This is a genomic window from Variovorax sp. OV329 (assembly GCF_900114785.1).
Classification (GTDB): Bacteria; Pseudomonadota; Gammaproteobacteria; order Burkholderiales; family Burkholderiaceae_C; genus Variovorax.
Window position 1 is genome coordinate 195,667 of record NZ_FOUG01000001.1, and the last position, 22,983, is coordinate 218,649.

Below are 22,983 nucleotides of genomic sequence, written 5' to 3' on the forward strand. Positions count from 1 at the left end.
TGAGACAATCACGCCTTGGCTGCTGCGCCTTGCTCCGGGCGCAGCAGCTTTTTCGTTCCGGAGCCATGTAGAGGACCACCATGTACAAAAACCTCGTGGGCCGCGCCTTGCTTGCGCTGGCAGCCACTGGTATTTCATCCACCCTTTTCCTGCCCGCCGCGCAGGCGGCCGATCCGCTGAAGATCGGCTTCGTGTACGTCACGCCCGTCACCGACGCCGGCTGGACGAAGCAGCACGACGAGGGCCGCAAGGCCGTCGCGGCCGCGCTGGGCGACAAGGTCAAGACCACCTACGTCGAGAACGTGGCCGAGGGCCCTGACGCCGAGCGGGTGATCCGCGACCTGGCGCAGCAGGGCAACAAGCTCATCTTCACGCCCAGCTTCGGCTACATGGAGCCCACGCTGAAGGTGGCGCGCGACTTCCCGGACGTGAAGTTCGAGTCGATCACCGGCTACAAGCAGGCGGCCAACGTGGCCACCGCGAATGCCCGCTACTACGAGGGCCGCTACCTGGCCGGCGTGGCGGCCGGCCGCATGAGCAAGACGCACGTGGCGGGCTACGTGGCGGGCTTCCCCATTCCCGAGGTGCTGCAGGGCATCAACGCCTTCACGCTTGGCATGCGCTCGGTGGACCCGAAGGCGCAGGTGAAGGTGGTGTGGCTCAACGAGTGGTTCAACCCGCCGGCCGAGCGCGATGCCGCCATGACCCTGTTCAACCAGGACGTGGACGTGATCGCCTTCCACACCGGCTCCACCGCCGTGATGGCGGCGGCGCAGGAGCGCGGCAAGATGGCCATCGGCTACCACTCCGACATGCGCAAGGTGGCGCCCGACGCGCAGATCGTCGCGGTGCAGCACCTCTGGGGCGACTACTACACCCAGCGCGCGCGCGCGGTGCTCGACGGCACCTGGAAGAGCGGCAACCTGTGGGGCGGCGTGAAGGAAGGGATGATCCGCGTGGGCGAGTTCGGTCCCAAGGTGCCGCAGGCCGTGCGGGACGAGGTGCTGGCGCGCCAGAAGGACATCGCCGATGGCAAGGTGCAGCCCTTCCGGGCCATGGCCGCGGACGTGCGCGACAACGAGGGCAAGTTGCGCATCGCCGCCGGCAAGTCGCTGGCCGATGCCGACATCCTGCAGATGAACTGGCTGGCCGAAGGCGTGCAGGGAAAGATCAAGTAGGGTGCCTCGGTCGCGCGCCGGCTGAGCCGTTGCGCAGTGGAGGCCACCTGCGGAGCCGGAATCAGCCGCGGTTGGCGGCGCCTACGCCTTTGGGTGCTTCCTGGTGCGCGGCAATGACCTCGCGGTAGTGCTCGACGTAGCGAGCTGCCATGTGGGCGGCCGAGTAGTGAGCCGCGTTGGCGAGGCCGCCCGCGCGCATTTCGGCGAAGCGCGGCGCCGCGTCGCGGATGGCCCGGGCGATGGCCACCGGGTCTTTCGGGTCCACGTAGACCGCGGCGTCCGAGCCGATCTCGTTCATGGGCGCCAGGTTGGAGGTGAACACCGGGCAGCCGCAGGCCTGCCCCTCGATGATGGGCCAGCCGAAGCCTTCCTGCAGCGAGGGGAAGAGCAGGGCGCAAGCGCCGCAGTACAGCGCCCGCAGGTGGTCGTGCGACACGTCGCGCAGCACGTGCACCTTGGCGGCCAGGCCAGGATGGTCGGCCACCAGGGCGATCATTTCCTGCGTGAGCGCCGAGCCGACGAACACCAGGCTCTGCACCGGCGAGGTCGCCGGGTCGCGCTGCAGCTCGGCGAAAGTGCGCAGCACCGCCATTCGGTTCTTGCGCGCATGCTCGTGGCCCACGTGCAGCAGGAAGCGGTCCTCGGGCTCGAGGCCGTGCGCGGCCAGGCGCTCGCGCACCACGGCATCGGGCAGGGGGCCGAACTCGTTGTTCAGGCCGATCAGCAGGGTCTGCACCTTCGACGCGTCTGCCAGCCCCAGCGCCAGCACCTCGCGCTCGGTGGCGGCGGAGCTGCACACCACCCGGTCGGCGTAGGCGAAGCCGTCGGCGATCAGCTTCTGGAAGATGCGCCCGGTGAAGCCCACCTGCCAGTCGGTCACGATGCCGCGCGCCGCCTGGATGGCGATCACGTCGTGGCAGGTCAGCACGTTGGCATGCCGCACCAGGCGCGGCATGTACATGGCGTTGGAATGGTCGCAGACATGCACCACGTCGGCCCGGCGCGCGTGGCGCATCAGCGTGGGCAGGAAGAGGACGAACTTGTCGAGGTAGCCGGCCCACTTGCGCAGCCGGGCCGGCAGGGGCAGCCGGTTGGCGCGCGCCTGCGGGCTCAGGACCTGCACCTCGCAGCCCAGGCGGGGCAGTTCGCGTTCCAGCATGGCCGAGAAGGCCAGCATGCTCTTCTGGTCGTCCGGCGGGTAGTTGCCGATCAGCAGCACTTTCATCGCATGAAATTATCCCTGTCAGCTTGCCCGTATGGGGGCTATACGTCCTGCGACATTGCAAAGCGTGGTCATTGAACTACGCTTTGGCGCCATGACGATGAAAGCCCTGCGCGCCTCCCTCTTGCGTTTCGATCCCGCCACCGGCGAGGCCCTGTTCGACGAGGACGGCCTGCTGGTCACCGGCCCCGACGCGCGCGGCCGCCAGGTGGTTCAGGCCGCGGGCGCCTGGTCCGCCTTGAAGGACCAGCTCGGCCAGGTGCCCGTGGAGCACCTGCCGGGCCGCATCCTGGCGCCGGGCTTCATCGACATGCACGTGCACTATCCGCAGACGGACATCATCGGCGCGCCGGCGGCGGGCCTGCTGCCCTGGCTGGAGAACTACACCTTTCCGGCAGAAAGCCGCTTCGCCGACCCGCAGCACGCCGGTGCGGTGGCCGAGTTCTTCCTGGACGAGCTGATGCGCAACGGCGTGACCACCGCGCTGACCTTCGCGACCTCGCATCCCGCCTCCGTCGATGCCTTCTTCGACGCCGCGCAGCGCCGCCAGCTGCGCATGATCACCGGCAAGGTGCTGCAGGACCGCCACTCGCCCGACGGCGTGCGCGACCAGACCGAGCAGAGCCTGGTCGACACCGAGGCGCTGATCCGCCGCTGGCACAAGGTCGACCGCCTGGGCTACGCCATCACCCCGCGCTTCGCGCCCACCAGCACCGACGCCCAGTTGCATGGCGCCGGCGAGCTGGCCAAGACCTACGGCGACACCTGGATCCACTCCCACGTCTCGGAGAACAAGGACGAGGTGAAATGGGCGCGCGAGCTCTTCCCCCAGGCGCGGTCCTACCTGGACGTGTACCTGGGCTTCGGGCTGATGCGCGAGCGGGCCGTGTATGCCCACTGCATCCACTTCGACGACGACGACCGCCGCCTGATGCGCGAGACCGGCGCCGTCACCGCCGTCAGTCCCACCAGCAACCTTTTCCTGGGCAGCGGCTTCTTTGATTTCGAGGGCGCCGACCGCATCGGCTACCACTATGGCCTGGCGAGCGACGTGGGCGGCGGCACCAGCTTCAGTCCCTTCGACACCATGCTGGCCGCCTACTACGCGGGCCGCGAGGGCCAGACCAAGCCGGGCCTGAGCATCCCGCCCTCGCAGCTGTGGTGGCACCACACCGGCGGCGCCGCCCGGGCCCTGGGCCTGGCGGGCGTGGCGGGCAACCTGCAGCCGGGCTGCGAGGCGGACTTCCTGGTGCTGAACCCGGCCGCCACGCCGCTGCTGGCGCGCAAGACGAAGCTCGCCAACAGCCTGGAGGAACTGCTTTTCGCCATGATCGTGCTGGGTGACGACCGCCTGATCGAGCGCACGGTCATCGGGCAGGCGCTGGACAGCTGAGCGGCCGGCCGGGGCGCCGTCGGGCTCCCCCTAGAATTGCGGCCCTGACTAGGACGCCCAACATGAGCATCAAGAGCGACAAGTGGATCCGCCGCATGGCCGAGAAGAACGGCATGATCGAGCCCTTCGAACCGGGCCAGATCCGCGAGGCCAACGGCCACAAGATCATCAGCTACGGCACCTCGAGCTACGGCTACGACATCCGCTGCGCGCCCGAATTCAAGGTCTTCACCAACATCCACAGCACGGTGGTCGACCCGAAGAACTTCGACGAGAAGAGCTTCGTGGACATGCATGGCGACTACTGCATCATCCCGCCCAACAGCTTCGCGCTCGCGCGCACGGTCGAGTACTTCCGCATCCCGCGCAACGTGCTGACCATCTGCCTGGGCAAGAGCACCTATGCCCGCTGCGGCATCATCGTCAACGTGACGCCCTTCGAGCCCGAGTGGGAAGGCTACGTGACGCTGGAGTTCAGCAACACCACGCCGCTGCCCGCCAAGATCTACGCCGGCGAAGGCTGCGCGCAGGTGCTGTTCTTCGAGAGCGACGAGGTCTGCGAGACCAGCTACAAGGACCGCGGCGGCAAGTACCAGGGCCAGCGCGGCGTCACCCTGCCCAAGACCTGACAAAGAAGAGGGTCGCATGCTTTGGCTGCGGACCTGGCTGCTGGCCCTCCTGGCCAGCGCCGCGGCATGGGCGCAGGCCGGGACCCTCGAGGGCGCCGAGTTCAAGAGCGCGCTGCTGGGCCGAACCTGGGCCTTCAACGTCTACCTGCCCACCGGCTACGACCCGAACGGGCTGCTGCGCTACCCGGTGCTGTACCTGCTGCACGGCAACGGCGCCGACCGAAACGAGTGGAGCACGCGAGGGCGCATCCGGCGCACGGCCGACGCGCTGATCGAATCGGGCGAGATCCCACCGGCCATCATCGTCATGCCCGATGCCGGAACCAGCTGGTACGTGGACCTGAAGGAGCCGATGGAAAGCGCCTTCTTCCTGGAGCTGATCCCGGTCATCGAGAAGAACTACCGCGTCCTGAACACCCGCGACGCGCGGGTGGTGGGCGGGTTGTCGATGGGGGCCTACGGCGCGCTGCGCTTCGTGCTCAAGTACCCGGAGAAATTCCAAGCGGCGGCGCTGCTGAGCCCGGCTGTCTACACCCCCGAGCCGCCCGAGAACTCGTCCGCGCGCACCGCCCGTGTGTTCACGCTGCAGGGGGGCGACGGCAGCTTCAGCCCGGAAGTGTGGAAGTCCTACAACTACCCCTCGCTGTGGGATGCCTTCCTGCGCAAGGGCATCAAGGTGCCCATGTACATCAACTCGGGCGATGACGACGAGTTCTTCATCGAGGCGCACGCCGTGGCGCTGTACGAGCTGCTGCGCCGTAACCGCCAGCCGGCCGAGCTGCGCATCGTGAACGGCCGGCACGAGTGGGCGGTGTGGGAATCCACCGCGGCCGACGCCCTGCGCTACGTGTTCCAGGGCGTTCGGCGGCCGCAGGCGTCTCCCACCCCCTGAGGTGTGCCAGACCGGCCCCCGTCCGACACGCGCGGCGCCGGGGCGGCAGTACCATCGGCCTCCTTCCCCCACCCGAGGGGAAGCAGGAGAAGACGATGAGATGGGAAGGCAACGAGCAGTCTGACAACGTGGAAGACCGCCGCGGCAGCGGTGGCGGTGGTGGCGGCTTCCCGATCGGGGGGCGCGGCATCGGCATCGGCACCATCGCGGTCGCCCTGGTCGCCGGCTGGGTCTTCGGCATCAACCCGCTCACGGTGCTGGGCCTGCTCAGCGGCGGCGGAGATCCCACCGCCCAGGTGCAGCAGCAGGGGCCTGCGCCCAAGCCGCCTGCCAACGACCGCGAGGCCGAGTTCGTCGGCGTGGTGCTGCGCAACACCGAGCAGGTGTGGTCGCAGGTTTTCCAGCAGGCCGGAGGCAGCTACACGCCCACGCGCCTGGTGCTGTTCCGCGGCTACCAGCAGACCGCCTGCGGCGCCGGCGAATCGGCCATGGGTCCCTTCTATTGCCCGGGCGACAAGAAGGTCTACATCGACCTGGGCTTCTTCGACACCCTGAGCAAGCAGCTGGGGGCGCCCGGCGAGTTCGCCCGCGCCTACGTGATCGCCCACGAGGTGGGCCACCATGTGCAGGACGAGCTGGGCATCACCGGCAAGGTGGACCAGATGCGTGGACGCATGAGCCAGGCCCAGAACAATGCCCTCAGCGTGCGGGTGGAACTGCAGGCCGACTGCTTCGCTGGCATCTGGGCCCACCATTCGCAGCAGTCCAAGCAGTGGCTGGAGCCGGGCGACATCGAGGCGGCCATGAACGCGGCCCAGAAGATCGGCGACGACGCCTTGCAGCGCTCGGCCGGCCGCGCAGTGGTGCCCGACAGCTTCACCCACGGCACCAGCGCGCAGCGCCAGCGCTGGTTCCAGTCGGGCTACAAGAGCGGCCAGGTGCAGGATTGCGATACGTTTTCCGCCAAATCGCTCTGATCCAGGCACTTTGCTACGAAAACCATAGCAAGAAAGGGGCATGAGCCCTTGTCACACATGCTTTATGCGGCAGTGCGACAATAGAGGGCTCAATGAGTACTCTTTATTCCGATCTCGCGCTGGCGGAACCTCTGAAGCGCGCCGTGGCCGAAATGGGCTATGAGAACATGACGCCGATCCAGGCGCAGGCCATTCCCGTGGTGTTGACCGGGCAGGACGTGATGGGCGCAGCCCAGACCGGCACCGGCAAGACGGCCGCCTTCTCGCTGCCGCTCCTGGAGCGCATGCTCAAGCACGAGAACGCTTCCACCTCGCCGGCGCGCCATCCCGTGCGCGCGCTGGTGCTGCTGCCCACGCGCGAGCTGGCGGTGCAGGTGGCCCAGCAGGTCGAGCTGTACGCCAAGTACACCAAGCTGCGCAGCACCGTGGTCTTCGGCGGCATGGACATGAAGCCGCAGACGCTGGAGCTGAAGAAGGGCGTCGAAGTCCTGGTCGCCACCCCTGGCCGCCTGCTGGACCACATCGAGGCCAAGAACGCGGTGCTCAACCAGGTCGAGTACGTGGTGCTCGACGAGGCCGACCGCATGCTGGACATCGGCTTCCTGCCCGACCTGCAGCGCATCCTGTCCTACCTGCCCAAGCAGCGCACCACGCTGCTGTTCTCGGCCACCTTCTCCCCCGAGATCAAGCGCCTGGCCGGCAGCTACCTGCAGAACCCGGTCACCATCGAGGTGGCCCGGCCCAACGAGACGGCCTCCACCGTCGAGCAGCACTTCTTCAGCGTGGCCGAGGACGACAAGCGCCGCGCCCTCAAGCAGATCGTTCGCCAGCGCGGCATTACGCAGGCCTTCGTCTTCGTCAACAGCAAGCTGGGCTGTGCCCGACTCGCGCGCTCGCTCGAGCGCGAGGGCCTGAAGACCAACGCCCTGCACGGCGACAAGAGCCAGGACGAGCGCCTGAAGGCGCTCAACGCCTTCAAGGCCGGCGAAGTCGACCTGCTGGTGTGCACCGACGTGGCGGCGCGCGGCCTGGACATCAAGGACGTGCCCGCGGTGTTCAATTTCGACGTGCCCTTCAACGCCGAGGACTACGTGCACCGCATCGGCCGCACCGGCCGTGCCGGTGCCTCGGGCCTGGCCGTGACCTTCGCCAGCGGTGGCAACGACGTGCGCCTGGTGGCCGACATCGAGAAGCTGATCAAGAAGAAGATCGAGCTGGAGCCGGTCGAGTTCGAGGAAGACCGCCCGCGTGGCCGCATCAACGACGGCCGCCGCCATTGGCGCGAGGAAGGCGAGGCGGGTGACTCGCGCGACGTGCTCGACCAGCCGCGCGAACAGCGCGAACAGCGCGAGCCGCGCTCGTCCAGCGGCCGTGCCGGCCAGCGTCCGCATCGCCCGGCGGCCGCGCCGCGCGACCCGTTCTTCGACAAGCCCTATGAATCCGGCAGCAGTGACGTTGCACCCGCCTGGGAAGCCGCGGTGAAGAGCACGCCCGCGCGCGGCGTGTCGGCCAACATCAAGTCCAAGCGCAAGGTCGCGGCACTGTTCAGGGCCGCGCCGGAAACCACCGCTTCCTGAGTTCCGGCGGGTTTGGCCGGTGCCGCTGGCGCGGCTTCAGTCCCGCCGCCGTCCCTGGCGCGGTTTCAGCCCGGTTTCTGAGCCTGCGAGCACTTCACCTGGATGAGCTCGCGCTCGTCCAGCGTGGCGCCGATGCGCACCGCGCTCAGCTTGCCGCCCCACACGCAGCCCGTGTCGGTGGAAATCAGGTCCGGCCTGGACACATAGCCCAGCGTGGACCAGTGCCCAAAGGCGATGGTGGCCTCGGCCGTCCTGCGGCCGGGCACGTCGAACCATCGCATGAAGCCCGCGGGCGGGTCGCCCGCGCCGTCCTTGGTCTCGAATTCCATGGTGCCGTCGGCGGCGCAGAAGCGCATGCGGGTCAGCGCATTGACGATGACGCGCAAGCGCGCGTCGCCGTGCAACTGCTCGTGCCAGCGCGCCGGCTCGTTGCCGTACATCACCTGCAGGAAATCGCCGAAGTGCGGGCCGCGCAGCACCCATTCCAGCTCGGCCGCGCAGTCCATCGTCTCCTGGACGGTCCACTGCGGCATGACGCCCGCATGCACCATCAGCAGGTCGCGGTCGGCCACGCGGCGGTGCAGCGCGGCGTTCTGGTGGCGCAGCCAGTCCAGCATCGAATCGCGCTCGGGCGAATCCAGGATGGGCGCCAGCGTGTCCTTGCGGCTTGCCTTGCGCTCGCCGTGGGCCACACCCAGCAGGTGCAGGTCGTGGTTGCCCAGCAGGCTCTGTGCGGAGCTGCCCAGGGCGCGCATGCGGCGCAGCACCTGCAGCGATTCGGGGCCGCGGTTGACCAGGTCGCCCAGGAGCACCAGGTGGTCGCGGCTCGGGGAGAAGTCGATCTTGTCCAGCAGGCGCTCGAAGGGGACTGCGCAGCCCTGGACATCACCGATCAAGTAAAGTGCCATTCCCCCATTCTCCCTTGCCTCTTCGATGGATGTGTTCTTGCTGGCCTTGCTGACGACGTGCAACGCGTTGTTCGCAATGTCCGAAATGGCCCTGGCCACTGCGCGCCGCGCGCGCCTCACTGCCTTGGCCGAAACCGGGGACGCCGGTGCCCGGGCGGCGCTGGCGCTGATGGAGGACCCGACCCGCTTCCTGTCCACCGTGCAGATCGGCATCACCTCCATCGGCATGCTCAGCGGCATCGTGGGCGAGGCGGCCTTTGCCGGCCCGCTGGCGGTCGTGCTGGAAGGCCACGGCCTGGGGCCGGGCGCGGCCAGCATCCTGTCGACCGCATTCGTGGTGGTCTGCATCACCTTCTTCACCATCCTGGTGGGCGAACTGGTGCCCAAGCGCATCGGCCAGCTGTACCCGGAGCCGGTGGCCCGCTGGGTCTCGCGGCCCATGACCTGGCTCGCGCGGATCGCGCGGCCCTTCGTGCTGCTGCTGGCCGGCGCCACCTCGGCGCTGCTCAAGCTGATGCGCATCGACGCCAACGCCGCCCGCGCCGTCACCGAGGAAGAGATCTCCGCCAGTTTGGAGGAGGGCGTGGACGCCGGCGTGATCGAGCAGCACGAGCACCAGATGGTGCGCAACGTGTTCCACCTGGACGACCGGCGCCTGAGCTCGCTGATGATCCCGCGCGCCGACATCGAGTGGATGGATGCCTCCCTCACCGTCGTGCAGGCGCTGGACGAGGTCGCCAAGTCGGCCGCGCTGGACCTGGTGCACTCCTGGTATCCGGTGTGCCGCGGCTCGCTCGACGACGTGGTCGGCGTGATCAGCGTGGCGCGCCTGCTGCAACTGGGCCGCGACCATGCGGGCCCCATCGAGACCGTCGCCCTGCCGGCTGCCTTCGTGCCCGAGACGCTCACCGGCATGGAATTGCTGGAGCAGTTCCGCGCCCGCGCCGGCCGGCTGGTCTTCGTGGTGGACGAGTACGGCGTGGTGCAGGGCCTGATGACGCCCCGCGACCTGCTGGAGGCGATCACCGGCGAACTGCAGCCCGGCCTGCAGGCCGATGCCTGGGCCACCTTGCGCGCCGATGGCGCCTGGGAGCTTGACGGGCTGATGCCCGTTTCCGAGCTGCGCGCACGCCTGGCCATCCGCAGCCTGCCGGACGAGGGCAGGGGCCGCTACAACACCGTGGCCGGCCTGCTGTTGGCCGTGTCGGGCGAATTGCCCTCCGTGGGCGACCGCATCGACTGCGCCGGCTGGAGCTTCGAGGTGCTGGAGCTCGACGGCCGTCGCATCTCCCGGGTGCTGGCGCACCCCGCTGATCCGGCCTCGCCGCAGGTGCATTGACGGCCTTGGCGCTGCCTGGCGCAGCCGCCTCGCCGTGCATTTCTCACAATTTGTTTCTGAACGTTAACGAAGCACCCGGCTTCGTGAAATAGCTCGCTTCCGCCCAGCGCGCGCTGGCCATCCAATGTGCCCATGAGCCATTCGATCGCACTGCCCGCCTCCATGTCCCGCTTGTTTCAAAGCTGGTGCGATCGGATCGTCTTTGCGGTCAAGGGAGCCCGTGTCAGCGAAAGGAAATGCACCGTGAGCCAGGACAACATTGAACTGATGGTGGATGAGCCCATTCCAGGCCACTACTACTGGATGCTGCTCAAGGAGGAAACGCCGGACCACCATCCCCAGGCGGTCGACTACGCCGAAGGTCCGCTGCCCAGCTACTCGGCGGCCATGATGGCCGGCATCGCCGCGCTGCAGCGCCGCGCCGATCTGCGCACGGACGACGGCTCGGTGCCGGTGGTGACCGGCTTCATCGATCCGCGCCCCGGCTTCGCCGACAGCGGCCGCGGCGGCCTGCATCACTGAGCGGTCGACGGCCCCTCGGACGGCTGCGCGTGCGGCCAGGTGCTGGGGTGCTCGCGCCGCCATTCCCAGGGCGGCACCGCCTTGCCGCCTTCGCGCCACAGGCCGGCGCCCTTGGCCTTGGCCTCGAACTGCGCAAACTCGTACTGACCCCTCTGCTGCGGCGCCTGCTCCCGCGCGAACTGCGGCGGCCACCAGGCCAGGCCGCTCGTCAGCATCGCCAGTCCGGCGTCCAGCGTGAACTCGCAGGAGGGCCCCGTGCAGGACGCCGGCGTGACCCAGGCGTTGCAGAGCGAGCGGCCGTAGCGGTCCTTCTTTTCGCGGCACACCAGCCGCACCGGCTTGCGCAAGGCCATCTCGCTCAAGGACTTCTTCGCGCGCCCGCCGTAGGGCTGCCCGTGCTCCGGCGCATCGATGCCGGCGAGGCGGACGACCTCGGTGCTGTCCCGGCCGGTGAGCGGATCGGGGCAGCGGGCCTTGAGGGTGTCGCCGTCGGAGACGGCGATGACGAAGCAAAGAAGGGTCGTGGTGGCGAGAACGGGCATTGCGCCGATCTTGCACGATGAAAAAAGGGCGCCCGCGGACGCCCTTCGTTTTTTCTGCGCGAAGCCTCAGTGGTTGTCGCGCGGCAGGCCCATGGTCTCGTTGATGCGCTGGTACTTCACCGCCGGCTTGAGCACCATGCCCTCGTTGAGTTCGCCCACCACGCTGCGCTGGATCTCCTGCCACGGCGTCTGGCTGGCCGGGTAGGGGTAGCCGCCATCGGCCTCCAGCCTGGCGCGTCGCTTGGCCAGTTCCGCGTCATCCACCAGCATGTTCGCCGTGCGCTTCTTCAGGTCGATGCGCACCCGGTCGCCGGTCTTGATCAGCGCGAGGCCGCCGCCCGTGGCCGCTTCCGGCGAAGCGTTGAGGATGGAAGGCGAGCCCGAGGTGCCCGACTGCCGCCCGTCGCCGATGCAGGGCAGGGCCATGATGCCCTTCTTGATCAGGTAGGCCGGCGGACGCATGTTCACCACCTCGGCCGCGCCGGGGTAGCCGATCGGGCCGACGCCGCGCATGAAGAGCACGCAGTTCGCGTCGATCTTCAGCTTGGGATCGTCGATGCGCGCGTGGTAGTCCTCGGGGCCGTCGAACACCACGGCGCGCCCTTCGAAGGCCATCGGGTCGGCCGGGTTCTCCAGGTAGCGCTGCTTGAATTCGGGCGTGATCACGCTGGTCTTCATGATCGCCGAGTCGAACAGGTTGCCCTTGAAGTTGAGGAAGCCCGCGTCCTTCTTCATCGGCTTGGCGTAGGGCCAGATGACCTTGCGGTCGCTGGAGAACTGGCCCTCGCAGTTCTCGATGAGCGTCTTGCCGTTGGCGGTGAGCGCCGGCTTGATCTTGTCCTTGGCGATGAGCTCGGCCACCACGGCGGGCAGGCCGCCCGCGCGGTAGTAGTCCTCGCCCAGGTATTCGCCGGCAGGCTGGAGGTTGACCAGCAGCGGTACCTTGTAGCCCAGCTTCTCCCAGTCGTCGTTGTCCAGTTTCACGCCTATGTGGCGGGCAATGGCGTTCAGGTGGATGGGCGCATTGGTGGAGCCGCCGATGGCCGAGTTCACGATGATCGCGTTCTCGAAGGCCTCGCGCGTGAGGATCTGCGAGGGCTTGAGGTCCTCACGCACCATCTCGACGATGCGCTTGCCGGTCATGTAGGCCATTTCCTGGCGGTCGCGGTAGGGGGCCGGAATGGCCGCGCTACCGGGCAGCGTGAGACCCAGCGCCTCGGCCAGCGAGTTCATCGTCGACGCCGTGCCCATGGTGTTGCAGTGGCCGGTGGACGGAGCCGACGAGGCCACCAGCTTGAGGAAGCCCTCGTAGCCGATCTCGCCCGCGGCCATCATCTCGCGCGCACGCCAGACGATGGTGCCCGAGCCGGTGCGCTGGCCTTCATGCCAGCCGTTGAGCATGGGGCCGCTGTTGAGCGCAATGGCCGGGATGTCGACCGTGGCGGCGGCCATGATCTGCGCTGGCGTGGTCTTGTCACAGCCGGTGGTGAGGACCACGCCGTCGAGCGGGTAGCCGTACAGGATCTCGACCAGCGAGAGGTACTGCAGGTTGCGGTCCAGCGAGGCCGTGGGGCGCTTGCAGGTTTCCTGGATCGGGTGGATGGGGAACTCGAAGGCGATGCCGCCGGCGTCGCGGATGCCCTCGCGCACGCGCTCGGCCAGCACCAGGTGGTGGCGGTTGCAGGGCGCGATGTCCGAGCCGGTCTGCGCAATGCCGATGATCGGGCGGCCCGACTGCAGCTCTTCCAGGCCCAGGCCGAAGTTCATGGTGCGCTCGATGTAGAGCGCCGTCATGTCGGCGTTGGACGGGTTGTCGAACCAGGCTTGCGAGCGCAGCCTGAGCTTCTTGTTGATGGCGTTGTGCTTCTTGCGTGCCTTCTTCGGCGCGGCTTGGTTTTCAGGCGTGGGCATGTTCAGGCGAGTCCCTTCAAGGTTTGTTCTGCGTTGGGTGCTTTTCGGCAATCGTCGATGTACTGGCGGATGATCTCGGCGAAATTCTTGTGCGGCTGCAGGCCCAGGCGCGCGGCCCGCGCGGCTGTGGAGCCCGTGGGCCAGTTGGCCACGATGCCGGCGATGCGCTCGTCGCGTTCGAAGCGCACGCGGGCGCGCACGGCCGGGCCGGCCACTTCCTCCAGCGCGTCCAGCATGTCGGCCACGCGCACGTTCAGGCCGGGCAGGTTCAGCGCGGTGCGGCCGCAGAAGGCTTCCCGGCTGGCTTCGAAGACGGCGATGAGCCCGTCCACCGTGTGGCTGGGCGAGGACATGGGATGCGACACCTCGGGCGACACCGGACAGATGGCCTCCACGCCGGCCAGCGGCTCGCGGATGATGCCGCTGAAGAAGGAGGAGGCTGCGCCGTTGGGCCGGCCCGGGCGCACCGTCACGGTCATCAGGCGCGCGGCGCGGCCGTCGACGAAGCCCTTGCGGGTGTAGTCGGCGATGAGGTGCTCGCAGATCAGCTTCTGCGTGCCGTAGGAGGTCTGCGGCGTGGGCAGGGTGTCGTCTGCCACGATGCCGGGGAAGGGCACCGCCGGGTCCGGGCCGAACACGGCGACCGAGCTGGAGAACACCAGTCGCGTCGGGCTGCCACCGGCCTCGGTTCGGGTGCGCAGCGCGTCCAGCAGAGCGCGCGTGCTGTCCAGGTTGGACGTCATGCCCAGCTGGAAGTCGGCCTCGCATTCGCCCGAGACGGCCGAGGCCAGGTGGAACACGCCGTCGAAGGCTTCCGTCTTGAGTGCGTCGGTCTGGCTCAGCAGGGGGCCGGTGCGGGCCTCCACGCGCGCATCGGCCGCCAGGTCGGCGGGCGGCGGCGCGATGTCGGTCAGCACCATGCGCTCGATCTTGCGGCCGGCCAGCTCGCCGCGCTCCAACAGGGTGCGCGCCAGCCGCGCACCCAGGAAGCCGCCGCCTCCGGTGATCATCAGTTTCATCTTCTCTCCTTGGGTGTCTTGTTCGTTGTCTTTCCCGACAGGGGCAGCACGCCGCCTTCAGCCAGGCGCTGCCGCCCGCGGGCGATGTGGCGCAGCGCATGCTGGCGCGCCGCCACCGGGTCGCGCGCGGCGATGGCCTCCACGATGGCGTGGTGCTCGCGCTGCACTTCCTCCATGAAATCCTGCCGCCGGGCCTCGTTGCCGCGGGTGATGCGCATGGCCTCGCGCAGGTACTGCTCCAGGAAGCCCAGCAGCTGCTTGAACTGGGGGTTGCCGGTGGCTTCGCCGATGGCGTGGTGGAAGGCCAGGTCCTCGGCCACGCCGTCGCCGCCCGAGCTCACGGCCGCATCGATGCCCTTGAGGGCCCGGCGCAGCGTGGCCACCTGGGCCCGGGTGGCCCGCTCGGCGGCCAGGGCGGCGATCTCGCCTTCCAGCACGCGGCGCACTTCCACCACGTGGACCACGGCGTCGACCGATTCGAGCACGCTGGGGTCGAAGACCAGCGGCTGGTGATGGGGCCGCGGCACCACGTACACGCCCGAGCCCTGGCGCGAGGCCACCAGGGCACGCGACTTGAGCTGGTGCACCGCCTCGCGAACCACGGTGCGGGACACCCCGTGCGTGGCGGCCAGCTGCTGCTCGGTGGGCAGGCGGTCGCCCGGCGCCAGCTTGCCCGACTCGATGAGCGCGCCCAGGCGCAGCGCCAGCCGGTCGGACAGGCGATCGGCGGGCTGGCGCAGGGGCTCGGCCGGCCGGGCAGGGGCGGAAGGGGATTTGGACGCGTTCAGCACGGTTATCTGGTCATCATACAAATTCTCTCAGGGTTGCCACGTATTGGTTTGCCCTGATGGCGAGCGCCGGATGCAGTGTCGATACTGCGCCGCTGCGAATGCGAGAGAGTGGGCCTTGCCGGTCAATCAGGAGCGTTCCGTCATCGTCCTCGAACCCTGGGATTGCGTTGCATGGCAAGTGTCACGATCAGCTCGGTCAAGAAGCGCTTCGGTGAAGTCGCGATATTGCATGGCGTGGATATCGACATCCGCGACGGCTCGTTCACCGTCCTGGTGGGCCCCTCGGGCTGCGGCAAGTCCACCCTGCTGCGCATGATCGCGGGGCTGGAGGAGATCAACGGCGGCGAGATCCTCATCGGCGATCGCAAGGTCAACGACCTGCCGCCCAAGGAGCGGGACATCGCTATGGTGTTCCAGAACTACGCGCTGTACCCGCACATGACGGTGCGCGACAACATGGCTTTCGCGCTGGCGCTGGCCAAGGTCGACAAGGCCACCATCGATTCCAAGGTGAAGCGCGCGGCCGAGATCCTGGCGCTGACGCCGCTGCTGGAGCGCTATCCGCGCCAGCTCTCGGGCGGGCAACGGCAGCGCGTGGCCATGGGCCGGGCCATCGTGCGCGACCCGCAGGTGTTCCTGTTCGACGAGCCGCTGTCCAACCTGGACGCCAAGCTGCGCGTGGCCATGCGCAGCGAGATCAAGGAACTGCATCAGCGGCTGAAGACCACCTCGATCTACGTCACGCACGACCAGATCGAGGCCATGACCATGGGCGACAAGATCGTGGTCATGCGCGACGGCCGCATCGAGCAGACCGGCAGCCCGCTGGAGCTCTACGACCACCCGGCCAACCAGTTCGTGGCCGGCTTCATCGGCTCGCCCGCGATGAACTTCCTGCCCGGCACGCTGCGCCGCAACGGCAGCGGCGCGCGGGTCGAACTGGCGGACGGCACGCAGCTCGATGCGCCGGTCAATGCCGGCGGCAGCGATGGCCAGCAGGTCGTCTACGGCACGCGGCCCGAGCACCTGGTCCTGGTGGGCGACAACGCGGGCGGCATCGCGGCCAAGGTGGCCGTGCTGGAACCCACCGGCATGGACACCTTCGTGGCCTGCCGCCACGAGGGCACCGAGCTGTCGGCCGTGTTCCGCGAGCGCCATGACTTCACGCCGGGCAGCGTGATCCACCTGCGCCCCGACCTGCAGCGTGCGCATCTCTTCGACGCGGGCACCGGCGCGGTGCTGCGATCCTGATGCCCTTTTTGTTCCGTCGTTCCCGAAATCAACAAACCCTGGAGACACACGAATGAACGAGTTCAATCGCCGTAAGTTTCTCGAAGGCTCGGCCGGCGTGGCCGCTGCCGCATCGCTGGGGGTGGGCACCACGCTCTTCACCACCGCGGCGCACGGCCAATCCACGCTGGCCTTCAAGCCCGAGAAGGGCGCCAAGCTGCGCGTGCTGCGTTGGAGCCGGTTCGTGCAGGGAGACATCGACGCCTACATGGTCAACGTCAAGAAGTTCATGGACGCGACCGGCGTGGAAGTGCGGGTGGACAACGAGGGCTGGGAAGACGTGCGGCCCAAGGCGGCGGTGGCGGCCAACACCGGCGCCGGCCCGGACATCATCCTGTCGACCAACGACGACGCCAACCTGTACCCGGACAAGCTGCTCGACGTGACCGACCTGGCCGAGTACCTGGGCAAGAAGTACGGCGGCTGGTACCCGGCGGTGCAGCAGTACCTGCGCCCCGACGGCAAGCGCTGGCTCGGCCTGGGCCTGGGCGCGGCCGGCTCGATGATCGTCTACCGCAAGAGCCAGATGGAAGCGGCCGGCTTCAAGGAATTCCCCAAGGACACGGCCGGCTTCCTGGCGCTGCACAAGGCATTGAAGGAGAAGGGAACGCCCGGCGGCTACGCGCTGGGCAATGCCACCGGCGACAGCCTGTGGACCAACTGGCTGATGTGGTCGCACGGCGGCAAGCTGGTGGACAAGAGCAACAAGGTGGTCATCAACAGCCCCGAGACGCTCAAGGCGCTGGAGTACGGCAAGGAGCTGTATCCCAACTTCGTGCCGGGCACGCTGTCGTGGCTGGACCCGAACAACAACAAGGCCTTCCTGGACGGCCAGATCTCGGTGACCAACAACGGCATCTCCATCTACGTGGCCGCGAAGAACTCGCCGGACCCGAAGGTGAAGGCCATGGCCGAGGACATCTACCACGCCAATTTCCCGGTCGGCCCGGTGGGCGTGCCGACCGAGTCGCACCTGTTCTTCAACCAGATGGTGATGAAGTACACCAAGTACCCGAACGCGGCCAAGGAATTCCTGCGCTTCATGATGGAGCGCGAACAATTCGACAACTGGCTGATCGGCGCGTCCGGCTACATCGCGCAGCCGCTGGCAGCCTACGAGAGCTGCTCGATCTGGACCTCGGACCCGAAGAACACGGCCTACCGCGACGCGGTGAAGAACATGCGCCCCACCGGCTACGACGGCAGGCTGGGCTATGCCTCGGCCGGCGCCGGCGCCGACTTCATCGTCGCCAACATGGTGGCCGAGGCCATCAGCGGTTCCAAGTCGCCGCAGGAAGCGATGGAGCGCGCCCAGAAACGCGCCGAGCGCTACTACAAGGTCTGAGCACCGCATGGCCGCCGATCCGAAGCTCTCCGCAGCGGGCACCGTCCGGGCCGGCATGCGCGCGGTGGACGTGCGGCCGCGCCCCGGCCTGCTGCAGCGCTGGCAGAACAGCCGCAATGCGCTGGGCTGGAGCTTCATGCTGCCGGCGGCCGTGCTCCTGCTGCTGTTCCTGACCTATCCACTGGGGCTGGGCGTCTGGCTGGGCTTCACCGACGCCAAGGTGGGCCGCGCCGGCCAGTGGGTCGGGCTGGAGAACTTCGAGTTCCTGGTGGGCGACAGCGTGACGCTGCTCGCCCTGTTCAACACGCTCTTCTACACGGCGGTGGCCAGCGTGCTCAAGTTCGTGCTGGGGCTGTGGCTGGCGCTCATGCTCAACAAGCGCCTGCCTTTCCAGAGCTTCTTCCGCGCGGTGGTGCTGCTGCCCTGGATCGTGCCGACGGCGCTGTCGGCCATCGCCTTCTGGTGGATCTTCGATGCGCAGTTCTCGATCATCAGCTGGGCGCTGACCCGCTTGGGGCTCATCGACCACTACATCGACTTCCTGGGCAACCCCTGGAACGCCCGGCTCTCGACCATTGCCGCGAACACCTGGCGGGGCATTCCCTTCGTGGCGATCTCGCTGCTGGCGGGGCTGCAGACCATCTCGCCGAGCTATTACGAGGCCTCGGCCATCGACGGCGCGACGCCCTGGCAGCAGTTCCGGCACATCACGCTGCCGCTGCTCTCGCCGATCATCGCGGTGGTGATGACCTTCTCGGTGCTGTTCACCTTCACCGACTTCCAGCTGATCTACGTGCTCACGCGCGGCGGCCCGCTCAACGCCACGCACCTGATGGCCACGCTGGCCTTCCAGCGCGCGATCCCGGGCGGCGCGCTGGCCGAGGGCGCGGCCATCGCCACGATGATGGTGCCCTTCCTGCTCGCGGCGATCATGTTCAGCTACTTCGGCCTGCAGCGCCGGGCCTGGCAGCAAGGCGGGGACAAGTGATGAGCAGCAACGACGACAGCCAGGCCGCCGCTACCTCCCGCACCAGCCGCGACGACTCGCAGGGCATGGACTACCTCACCTCGATGCCGCGGCGCTGGGTGACGCTGTACATCCCGCTGGGCATCTTCATCTTCGTGCTGCTGTTCCCGTTCTACTGGATGGGCGTCACATCGCTCAAGCCCGATGCCGAACTGCTGTCCCGTGAGGGCAATCCCTTCTGGATCATCGGGCCCACCGTGGCGCATTTCCAGAAGCTGTTCTTCCACACCGAATACCCCTCGTGGCTATGGAACACCATCGTGGTGTCCGTGGTGTCCACCTTCATCTCGCTGGCCTGCTCGGTGCTGGCGGCCTATGCGATCGAGCGGCTGCGCTTCTCGGGCGCCAAGCCTTCGGGCGGGGCCATCTTCCTGGCCTACCTGGTGCCGCCCTCGATCCTCTTCATCCCGCTGGCGGCCATCGTGGTGAACCTGGGGCTGTTCGACTCGCGCTGGGCGCTGATCCTCACCTATCCGACCTTCCTCATTCCCTTCGCCACCTGGCTGCTGATGAGCTACTTCCGCTCCATTCCCTTCGAGCTGGAGGAATGCGCGCTCATCGACGGGGCCACGCGCTGGCAGATCCTCATCAAGATCGTGCTGCCGCTGGCGGTGCCGGGGTTGATCTCGGCGGGCATCTTCGCCTTCACGCTGTCGTGGAACGAGTTCATCTACGCGCTCACCTTCATCTCCTCGTCGGAGAACAAGACGGTGCCGGTGGGCGTGGTCACCGAACTGGTGGAGGGCGACGTCTACCACTGGGGTCCGCTCATGGCCGGCGCGCTGATGGGCTCGCTGCCGGTGGCCTTCGTGTACTCCTTCTTCGTGGAGTACTACGTGTCGGGGCTGACCGGGTCGGTCAAGGAGTAGGCGGCGCCTGCGCCACCAGCGAGTCGACGAGGCGCTGGTCCTCGTCGTAGACCCAGCATTCGATGATCTTGCCGTCCTGCAGGCGGTAGCGCAGCATGCGCTCCACCTCCAAACGCGTGCCGCCCTGGGCGAAGGACTCGCGCGAGACGATGGCGCCGCAGTCCTGGCCCTCCATCACGTCCACCAGCCGCACCAGCTGGCGCTGCGTGCGCAGGCTGAAGTCCTTCATGGCCGCCATGGCCGCGGTCTTGCCACGATGCACGCCCGCCAGCGGATGCGTGCCGAAATAACGGAACACCACGTCGTCGTGGTACATCGCGAACATGGCGCGCAGGTCGCCTTCGGCCCAGGCGCGGGCGTAGACCTGCAGGGGGTGTTCGGAGGCAGAAGTCATGCGCACGGCTCCAGGAGGAAGGGCCGCGAAACTTAGCACGCCCTCAGGGCGCGCGCAGCCGGTCCAGCAGTTCCACGCTGGGATAGCCGTCGGCCGGCAGGCCCAGCTTCTGCTGGAAGCGGCGCACGGCGGAGCGCGTGGCCGGGCCCATCACCCCATCGGGCGTGCCGGCATCGAAGCCGCCGGCGTTCAACGCCTCCTGCATCTCGCGAACCTGCGAGCGAGACAGGGGCGCCAGCTCGCGTGGCCACGGCGCCTGCACGCCCGGCCCGCCGGCGATGCGCTGCGCAAGCAGGCCCACCGCGAGCGCGTAGTTGGTCGAGTTGTTGTAGCGCAGGATGGCGCGGAAGTTGGGGCCGATGACGAAGGCCGGGCCGCGCGCACCTGCGGGCAGGAAGAGGGAGGCCTCGGCCAGCGGTGGCAGGGCCTGCCCGTCGAAGCTGCGCACGCCCTCGGCTTCCCACTGCGCGCTGGACTGGCGGATGCCCGGGTCGGCGCGGCCGTAGTCGAAGCCCTGCGGCAGGCGCACCTCCGCCCCCCACGCCTGGCCGGCCTGCCAGCCCGATCGGGCGAGGAAGTTCGCCGTGGAGGCGATCACGTCCGGCATGCTGCCCCAGATGTCGCGCCGGCCATCGCCGTCGCCATCGACCGCATAGCTGGCGAATGCCGAGGGCATGAACTGCGTCTGGCCCATCGCGCCCGCCCACGAGCCGATCATGTGGGCCGCGTCGATGTCCCCGGCCTGGATGATCTTCAGTGCTGCCAGCAGTTCGCCGCGCGCCCAGGCTTCGCGCCGGCCGTCGAAGCCCAGCGTGGCCAACGCGCTCAGCGTGGGGGTGTTGCCGTAGTTGCCGCCGTAGTTGCTCTCCATGCCCCAGATGGCCACAACGATCTCGGGTGGCACGCCGTAGCGCGCGGCCGCGGCATCCAGGGGTGCGCGCCACTGCTGCAGCATCTGCTGGCCTTGCGCGACGCGCTGGGGCGAGACGGTGTTGTCCAGGTACTGCCAGGGCGCCCGCGTGAACTCCGGCTGGGCGCGGTCCAGCTCGACCACGCGGGGCAGGTACTGCGCCCCATCGAGCGCGCGCAGCGTGCCGTCGTTGATGCCGGCGGCGCGGGCCGAATCCTTGAAGCCGGCGAGCCATTGCGCGAAGCGCTGCTGCTGCTCGGCAGCCTGTGCGGGCGTGGTGCCTGCGGCCGGCGGTTGGGCGGAGGTGGCGGGCGGCGGCGTGGTTGCAGGCGGCGCGCTGAGGTCGGTGGTGGCGCAGCCGGCCAAGAGCAGGGCGGCAAGCAGTGCGGACAGGGGAAGGGCGCGGTGCATGCCGCGATTTTCGCCTCTGCACGCCGATGTCTGACGTGGGACAGTGTCTCTCTTGCCGGCCACACTGCAGGTCACTTACTCTTCAAGACAAGGAACGATCATCAAGACGATGCAGAGTTACATCTCCCGCTCACCCAATGGCGATCACATCGAGCGCGCAATCGCTGCACTCCTGCTGCTCGTGCGCGAGCAGTTCGGCCTGGAAGTCGTCTTCCTGGGCGAAGCGCTCGAGGGCCGGCGCTACTTCCGCCAGATCAGCGCCGCCAGCGAGCCCTGCGTCATCGAGGTGGGCCAGTCCCAGCCTCTGGAGGAGACGCTGTGCCAGCGCATCCTCGAGGGACGGGCAGCGCGCCTGATCATCGACGTCACTTCGCAGCGGCAGGCGCTGGACCTGCCGCCGGTGTACGACGGCCTGGGCACGCACGTAGGGGTGCCGGTGTACCTGGCGAGCGGCCGCCTCTACGGTTTCCTGTGCGGCTTCAGCTTCCAGCGGCTGGAAGGCATTTCGCAGCGCGACATCAAGCGCCTGGAAGTGGCTGCGCGCACCGCCGCGCGGCTGATCGACGAGGCCAGCCAATAGCGGCTGGGAGCGTCGCGTTGGGGTGGCGCTTCCAGGCCGCAATCCGAAGCGAGTGAACTTGCCTCAGGCGCAGTTCTGCCACGGCGCGCGCGCAGTCCCACGGTCGGCGGGGTGCGGGTGTTCGAGGAAGAAGCGGATCAGTTCCGCGCTGGCATCCGGCCCGCGGCTGTCGGTGTAGCTGCCGGCCGCCCGGCCGCCCGACCAGGCATGGGGGGCGCCGTGAATCGTCCAGCGTTCCGCCAGGATGGCGCCGTCCGCGCCTCGATGGATCGCACGCGTGGCGCTGCGCGTTCCGGCGGCGTTCACGGCGGTGATCTCGACCGTTGCGGTGGCGTCGACGCAGGCACGGATGACGTGTTCGCCGTTGCGCTGGTGCACGGTCGCGTCCGCGTCCCCGTGGAAGACGATCGTCGGCACGCCGGTGGGTGCGCCAGCCGGGTGCTGGCCGGCTCCGCGCATTGCAGACAGTGCAGAAGGCAGGTCCAGCGCGCTGCCCGCGGCCAGTCCCGAATGCACGCCCACGGCAGCGTAAAGATCCGGATGCGTCTCGCCCAGGATGGCGGCCATCGCTCCACCGGCGGAAAGGCCAGCCACGAACACGCGCTGCGCGTCGATGCGGTGGTGCTGCATGACATCGCGCGTCATCGCGGCCAGCAAGGCCGGCTCCCCGCGGCCGCGCTGCTGGTGCGAATGCTTGAACCAGTTCCAGCAGCCCTGTGGATTGGCCTGGCGCGATTGCGCCGGATACAGGACATAGAAGCCCTGGGCCTGGGCCAGCTCGTTCATGCCGGTCCCGGCCGCGAAGTCGTCGGGATCCTGGGTGCAGCCATGGAGCATCACCACCAGCGGCAGCGGCCGGTCGCCGGCCTGGGGCGGAACGAAGAGCTTGTAGTCGCGCCGATCCCGCCCGTCGCTGTAGCTGTCGGCAAGGAATCGCCCGGTAGCCGGGGGTTCGGCACGAGCGCTGCGCTCTTCGGCCCTTGCGGCTGGCTCGGTTGATGACGAGTCGCTTGCCTCGGGCGTGAGAAATCGCGCGGTCACGTCGATCACATCGCCGGGACTTGTCCGGGATGCGGGCGCTGCCTGGCCGGCGGATGCGGCGCTGGCAAATGACGCGGGGGCGCCTTTGCGCGAGCCCAGCGCTGCCTGGATGGTCGATGTGGCCCCGCGCAGATTGCCGCTGCGCACCTGGCCGAGGGCCGCGGTCAAGGATGCAAGGTCGATGTTCATATGAGTTCCCTGAGTTGTGTTGTGTCG

22 protein-coding genes are annotated in these 22,983 nt (G+C 68.3%); 13 read left to right on the forward strand and 9 right to left on the reverse strand.

Annotated elements, in window-relative coordinates:
• Positions 1 to 80 precede the first annotated feature (80 nt).
• Positions 81 to 1,178: a BMP family ABC transporter substrate-binding protein gene (locus tag BM345_RS00850; RefSeq protein ID WP_093374565.1), complete on the forward strand. Its 1,098-nt coding sequence runs from the start codon at positions 81 to 83 to the stop codon at positions 1,176 to 1,178.
• Positions 1,179 to 1,239: 61 nt separating this feature from the next.
• Here the strand turns inward: BM345_RS00850 and BM345_RS00855 are convergent, their stop codons facing one another.
• Entirely contained in the window at positions 1,240 to 2,403 is a 1,164-nt protein-coding gene (locus BM345_RS00855; RefSeq protein WP_093374567.1) for a glycosyltransferase family 4 protein, read from the reverse strand.
• Positions 2,404 to 2,500: 97 nt separating this feature from the next.
• Here BM345_RS00855 and guaD point away from each other — a divergent pair, with 97 nt between their 5' ends.
• The 5 genes from guaD to BM345_RS00880 all read left to right on the forward strand — a co-directional run bounded on the left by guaD (position 2,501) and on the right by BM345_RS00880 (position 7,868).
• The gene (guaD, locus tag BM345_RS00860; RefSeq protein WP_093375238.1) at positions 2,501 to 3,793 is read left to right on the forward strand and encodes a guanine deaminase; all 1,293 of its coding nucleotides are present in this window, start codon (positions 2,501 to 2,503) and stop codon (positions 3,791 to 3,793) included.
• A gap of 62 nt (positions 3,794 to 3,855) precedes the next feature.
• Positions 3,856 to 4,422, forward strand: a complete 567-nt coding sequence (gene dcd / locus BM345_RS00865) for a dCTP deaminase (RefSeq protein ID WP_093374569.1) — start codon at positions 3,856 to 3,858, stop codon at positions 4,420 to 4,422.
• Between the two features lie 16 nt (positions 4,423 to 4,438).
• The gene (locus BM345_RS00870; protein WP_093374571.1) at positions 4,439 to 5,314 is read left to right on the forward strand and encodes an alpha/beta hydrolase; all 876 of its coding nucleotides are present in this window, start codon (positions 4,439 to 4,441) and stop codon (positions 5,312 to 5,314) included.
• A gap of 95 nt (positions 5,315 to 5,409) precedes the next feature.
• On the forward strand, positions 5,410 to 6,291 hold the full coding sequence (locus tag BM345_RS00875; RefSeq protein WP_093374573.1) for a KPN_02809 family neutral zinc metallopeptidase: 882 nt from the start codon (positions 5,410 to 5,412) through the stop codon (positions 6,289 to 6,291).
• A 92-nt stretch (positions 6,292 to 6,383) separates the two neighbouring features.
• A complete protein-coding gene (locus BM345_RS00880; protein WP_093374575.1) occupies positions 6,384 to 7,868 on the forward strand; it encodes a DEAD/DEAH box helicase in 1,485 nt (494 codons plus the stop codon).
• A 65-nt stretch (positions 7,869 to 7,933) separates the two neighbouring features.
• Here BM345_RS00880 and BM345_RS00885 read toward each other — a convergent pair whose 3' ends face one another.
• Positions 7,934 to 8,776 (reverse strand): symmetrical bis(5'-nucleosyl)-tetraphosphatase, encoded by an 843-nt coding sequence (locus BM345_RS00885; RefSeq protein ID WP_093374577.1) that lies wholly within the window; start codon positions 8,774 to 8,776, stop codon positions 7,934 to 7,936.
• A gap of 25 nt (positions 8,777 to 8,801) precedes the next feature.
• Between BM345_RS00885 and BM345_RS00890 the strand changes: the two genes are divergently transcribed.
• A complete protein-coding gene (locus BM345_RS00890) occupies positions 8,802 to 10,115 on the forward strand; it encodes a hemolysin family protein (RefSeq protein WP_093374579.1) in 1,314 nt (437 codons plus the stop codon).
• 243 nt (positions 10,116 to 10,358) lie between these two features.
• Positions 10,359 to 10,637, forward strand: coding sequence for a hypothetical protein (locus BM345_RS00895; protein ID WP_093374581.1), 279 nt, complete (start codon positions 10,359 to 10,361; stop codon positions 10,635 to 10,637).
• Here BM345_RS00895 and BM345_RS00900 read toward each other — a convergent pair.
• The 4 genes from BM345_RS00900 to BM345_RS00915 form a co-directional block, all read right to left on the reverse strand.
• Positions 10,631 to 11,179 (reverse strand): thermonuclease family protein, encoded by a 549-nt coding sequence (locus BM345_RS00900; RefSeq protein WP_093374583.1) that lies wholly within the window; start codon positions 11,177 to 11,179, stop codon positions 10,631 to 10,633. The two genes, BM345_RS00895 and BM345_RS00900, sit on opposite strands and share 7 nt — an antisense overlap.
• A 66-nt stretch (positions 11,180 to 11,245) precedes the next feature.
• Positions 11,246 to 13,090, reverse strand: coding sequence for an IlvD/Edd family dehydratase (locus BM345_RS00905; protein ID WP_093374585.1), 1,845 nt, complete (start codon positions 13,088 to 13,090; stop codon positions 11,246 to 11,248).
• A 2-nt stretch (positions 13,091 to 13,092) separates the two neighbouring features.
• Complete coding sequence (denD, locus tag BM345_RS00910) at positions 13,093 to 14,109, reverse strand: D-erythronate dehydrogenase (RefSeq protein ID WP_093374587.1); 1,017 nt, start codon at positions 14,107 to 14,109, stop codon at positions 13,093 to 13,095.
• On the reverse strand, positions 14,106 to 14,900 hold the full coding sequence (locus BM345_RS00915; RefSeq protein ID WP_254789411.1) for a FadR/GntR family transcriptional regulator: 795 nt from the start codon (positions 14,898 to 14,900) through the stop codon (positions 14,106 to 14,108). Before BM345_RS00915 ends, denD begins: the two co-directional genes overlap by 4 nt.
• Before the next feature lie 171 nt (positions 14,901 to 15,071).
• Between BM345_RS00915 and BM345_RS00920 the strand changes: the two genes are divergently transcribed.
• From BM345_RS00920 to BM345_RS00935, 4 genes are all read left to right on the forward strand, one after another.
• The gene (locus BM345_RS00920) at positions 15,072 to 16,151 is read left to right on the forward strand and encodes an ABC transporter ATP-binding protein (protein WP_093374589.1); all 1,080 of its coding nucleotides are present in this window, start codon (positions 15,072 to 15,074) and stop codon (positions 16,149 to 16,151) included.
• 52 nt (positions 16,152 to 16,203) lie between these two features.
• A complete protein-coding gene (locus BM345_RS00925; RefSeq protein WP_093374591.1) occupies positions 16,204 to 17,535 on the forward strand; it encodes an ABC transporter substrate-binding protein in 1,332 nt (443 codons plus the stop codon).
• Positions 17,536 to 17,623: 88 nt separating this feature from the next.
• Complete coding sequence (locus tag BM345_RS00930) at positions 17,624 to 18,523, forward strand: carbohydrate ABC transporter permease (protein WP_093375242.1); 900 nt, start codon at positions 17,624 to 17,626, stop codon at positions 18,521 to 18,523.
• A gap of 65 nt (positions 18,524 to 18,588) precedes the next feature.
• A complete protein-coding gene (locus BM345_RS00935; RefSeq protein WP_175544878.1) occupies positions 18,589 to 19,431 on the forward strand; it encodes a carbohydrate ABC transporter permease in 843 nt (280 codons plus the stop codon).
• Here BM345_RS00935 and BM345_RS00940 read toward each other — a convergent pair.
• Together BM345_RS00940 and BM345_RS00945 are read right to left on the reverse strand one after the other, a co-directional pair.
• A complete protein-coding gene (locus BM345_RS00940; protein ID WP_093374595.1) occupies positions 19,421 to 19,825 on the reverse strand; it encodes a nuclear transport factor 2 family protein in 405 nt (134 codons plus the stop codon). The genes BM345_RS00935 and BM345_RS00940 overlap by 11 nt on opposite strands.
• A gap of 43 nt (positions 19,826 to 19,868) precedes the next feature.
• Entirely contained in the window at positions 19,869 to 21,146 is a 1,278-nt protein-coding gene (locus BM345_RS00945; RefSeq protein WP_093374597.1) for a lytic murein transglycosylase, read from the reverse strand.
• A 109-nt stretch (positions 21,147 to 21,255) separates the two neighbouring features.
• Here BM345_RS00945 and BM345_RS00950 point away from each other — a divergent pair, with 109 nt between their 5' ends.
• Positions 21,256 to 21,726 carry a GAF domain-containing protein gene (locus BM345_RS00950; RefSeq protein ID WP_093374599.1) on the forward strand — a complete coding sequence of 157 codons (471 nt, stop codon included), beginning with the start codon at positions 21,256 to 21,258 and terminating at the stop codon, positions 21,724 to 21,726.
• Positions 21,727 to 21,789: 63 nt separating this feature from the next.
• Here BM345_RS00950 and BM345_RS00955 read toward each other — a convergent pair whose 3' ends face one another.
• Complete coding sequence (locus tag BM345_RS00955; RefSeq protein ID WP_093374601.1) at positions 21,790 to 22,956, reverse strand: extracellular catalytic domain type 1 short-chain-length polyhydroxyalkanoate depolymerase; 1,167 nt, start codon at positions 22,954 to 22,956, stop codon at positions 21,790 to 21,792.
• Between the last annotated feature and the right edge of the window lie 27 nt (positions 22,957 to 22,983).

Bases quoted from the DNA above. Each gene is read 5' to 3' on its own strand.
- BM345_RS00850 (WP_093374565.1), top strand. From the start codon at position 81: ATGTACAAAAACCTCGTGGGCCGCGCCTTGCTTGCGCTGGCAGCCACT.
- BM345_RS00855 (WP_093374567.1), bottom strand. From the start codon at position 2,403: ATGAAAGTGCTGCTGATCGGCAACTACCCGCCGGACGACCAGAAGAGC.
- guaD (WP_093375238.1), top strand. From the start codon at position 2,501: ATGAAAGCCCTGCGCGCCTCCCTCTTGCGTTTCGATCCCGCCACCGGC.
- dcd (WP_093374569.1), top strand. From the start codon at position 3,856: ATGAGCATCAAGAGCGACAAGTGGATCCGCCGCATGGCCGAGAAGAAC.
- BM345_RS00870 (WP_093374571.1), top strand. From the start codon at position 4,439: ATGCTTTGGCTGCGGACCTGGCTGCTGGCCCTCCTGGCCAGCGCCGCG.
- BM345_RS00875 (WP_093374573.1), top strand. From the start codon at position 5,410: ATGAGATGGGAAGGCAACGAGCAGTCTGACAACGTGGAAGACCGCCGC.
- BM345_RS00880 (WP_093374575.1), top strand. From the start codon at position 6,384: ATGAGTACTCTTTATTCCGATCTCGCGCTGGCGGAACCTCTGAAGCGC.
- BM345_RS00885 (WP_093374577.1), bottom strand. From the start codon at position 8,776: ATGGCACTTTACTTGATCGGTGATGTCCAGGGCTGCGCAGTCCCCTTC.
- BM345_RS00890 (WP_093374579.1), top strand. From the start codon at position 8,802: ATGGATGTGTTCTTGCTGGCCTTGCTGACGACGTGCAACGCGTTGTTC.
- BM345_RS00900 (WP_093374583.1), bottom strand. From the start codon at position 11,179: ATGCCCGTTCTCGCCACCACGACCCTTCTTTGCTTCGTCATCGCCGTC.
- BM345_RS00905 (WP_093374585.1), bottom strand. From the start codon at position 13,090: ATGCCCACGCCTGAAAACCAAGCCGCGCCGAAGAAGGCACGCAAGAAG.
- denD (WP_093374587.1), bottom strand. From the start codon at position 14,109: ATGAAACTGATGATCACCGGAGGCGGCGGCTTCCTGGGTGCGCGGCTG.
- BM345_RS00920 (WP_093374589.1), top strand. From the start codon at position 15,072: ATGGCAAGTGTCACGATCAGCTCGGTCAAGAAGCGCTTCGGTGAAGTC.
- BM345_RS00925 (WP_093374591.1), top strand. From the start codon at position 16,204: ATGAACGAGTTCAATCGCCGTAAGTTTCTCGAAGGCTCGGCCGGCGTG.
- BM345_RS00935 (WP_175544878.1), top strand. From the start codon at position 18,589: ATGGACTACCTCACCTCGATGCCGCGGCGCTGGGTGACGCTGTACATC.
- BM345_RS00940 (WP_093374595.1), bottom strand. From the start codon at position 19,825: ATGACTTCTGCCTCCGAACACCCCCTGCAGGTCTACGCCCGCGCCTGG.
- BM345_RS00945 (WP_093374597.1), bottom strand. From the start codon at position 21,146: ATGCACCGCGCCCTTCCCCTGTCCGCACTGCTTGCCGCCCTGCTCTTG.
- BM345_RS00950 (WP_093374599.1), top strand. From the start codon at position 21,256: ATGCAGAGTTACATCTCCCGCTCACCCAATGGCGATCACATCGAGCGC.
- BM345_RS00955 (WP_093374601.1), bottom strand. From the start codon at position 22,956: ATGAACATCGACCTTGCATCCTTGACCGCGGCCCTCGGCCAGGTGCGC.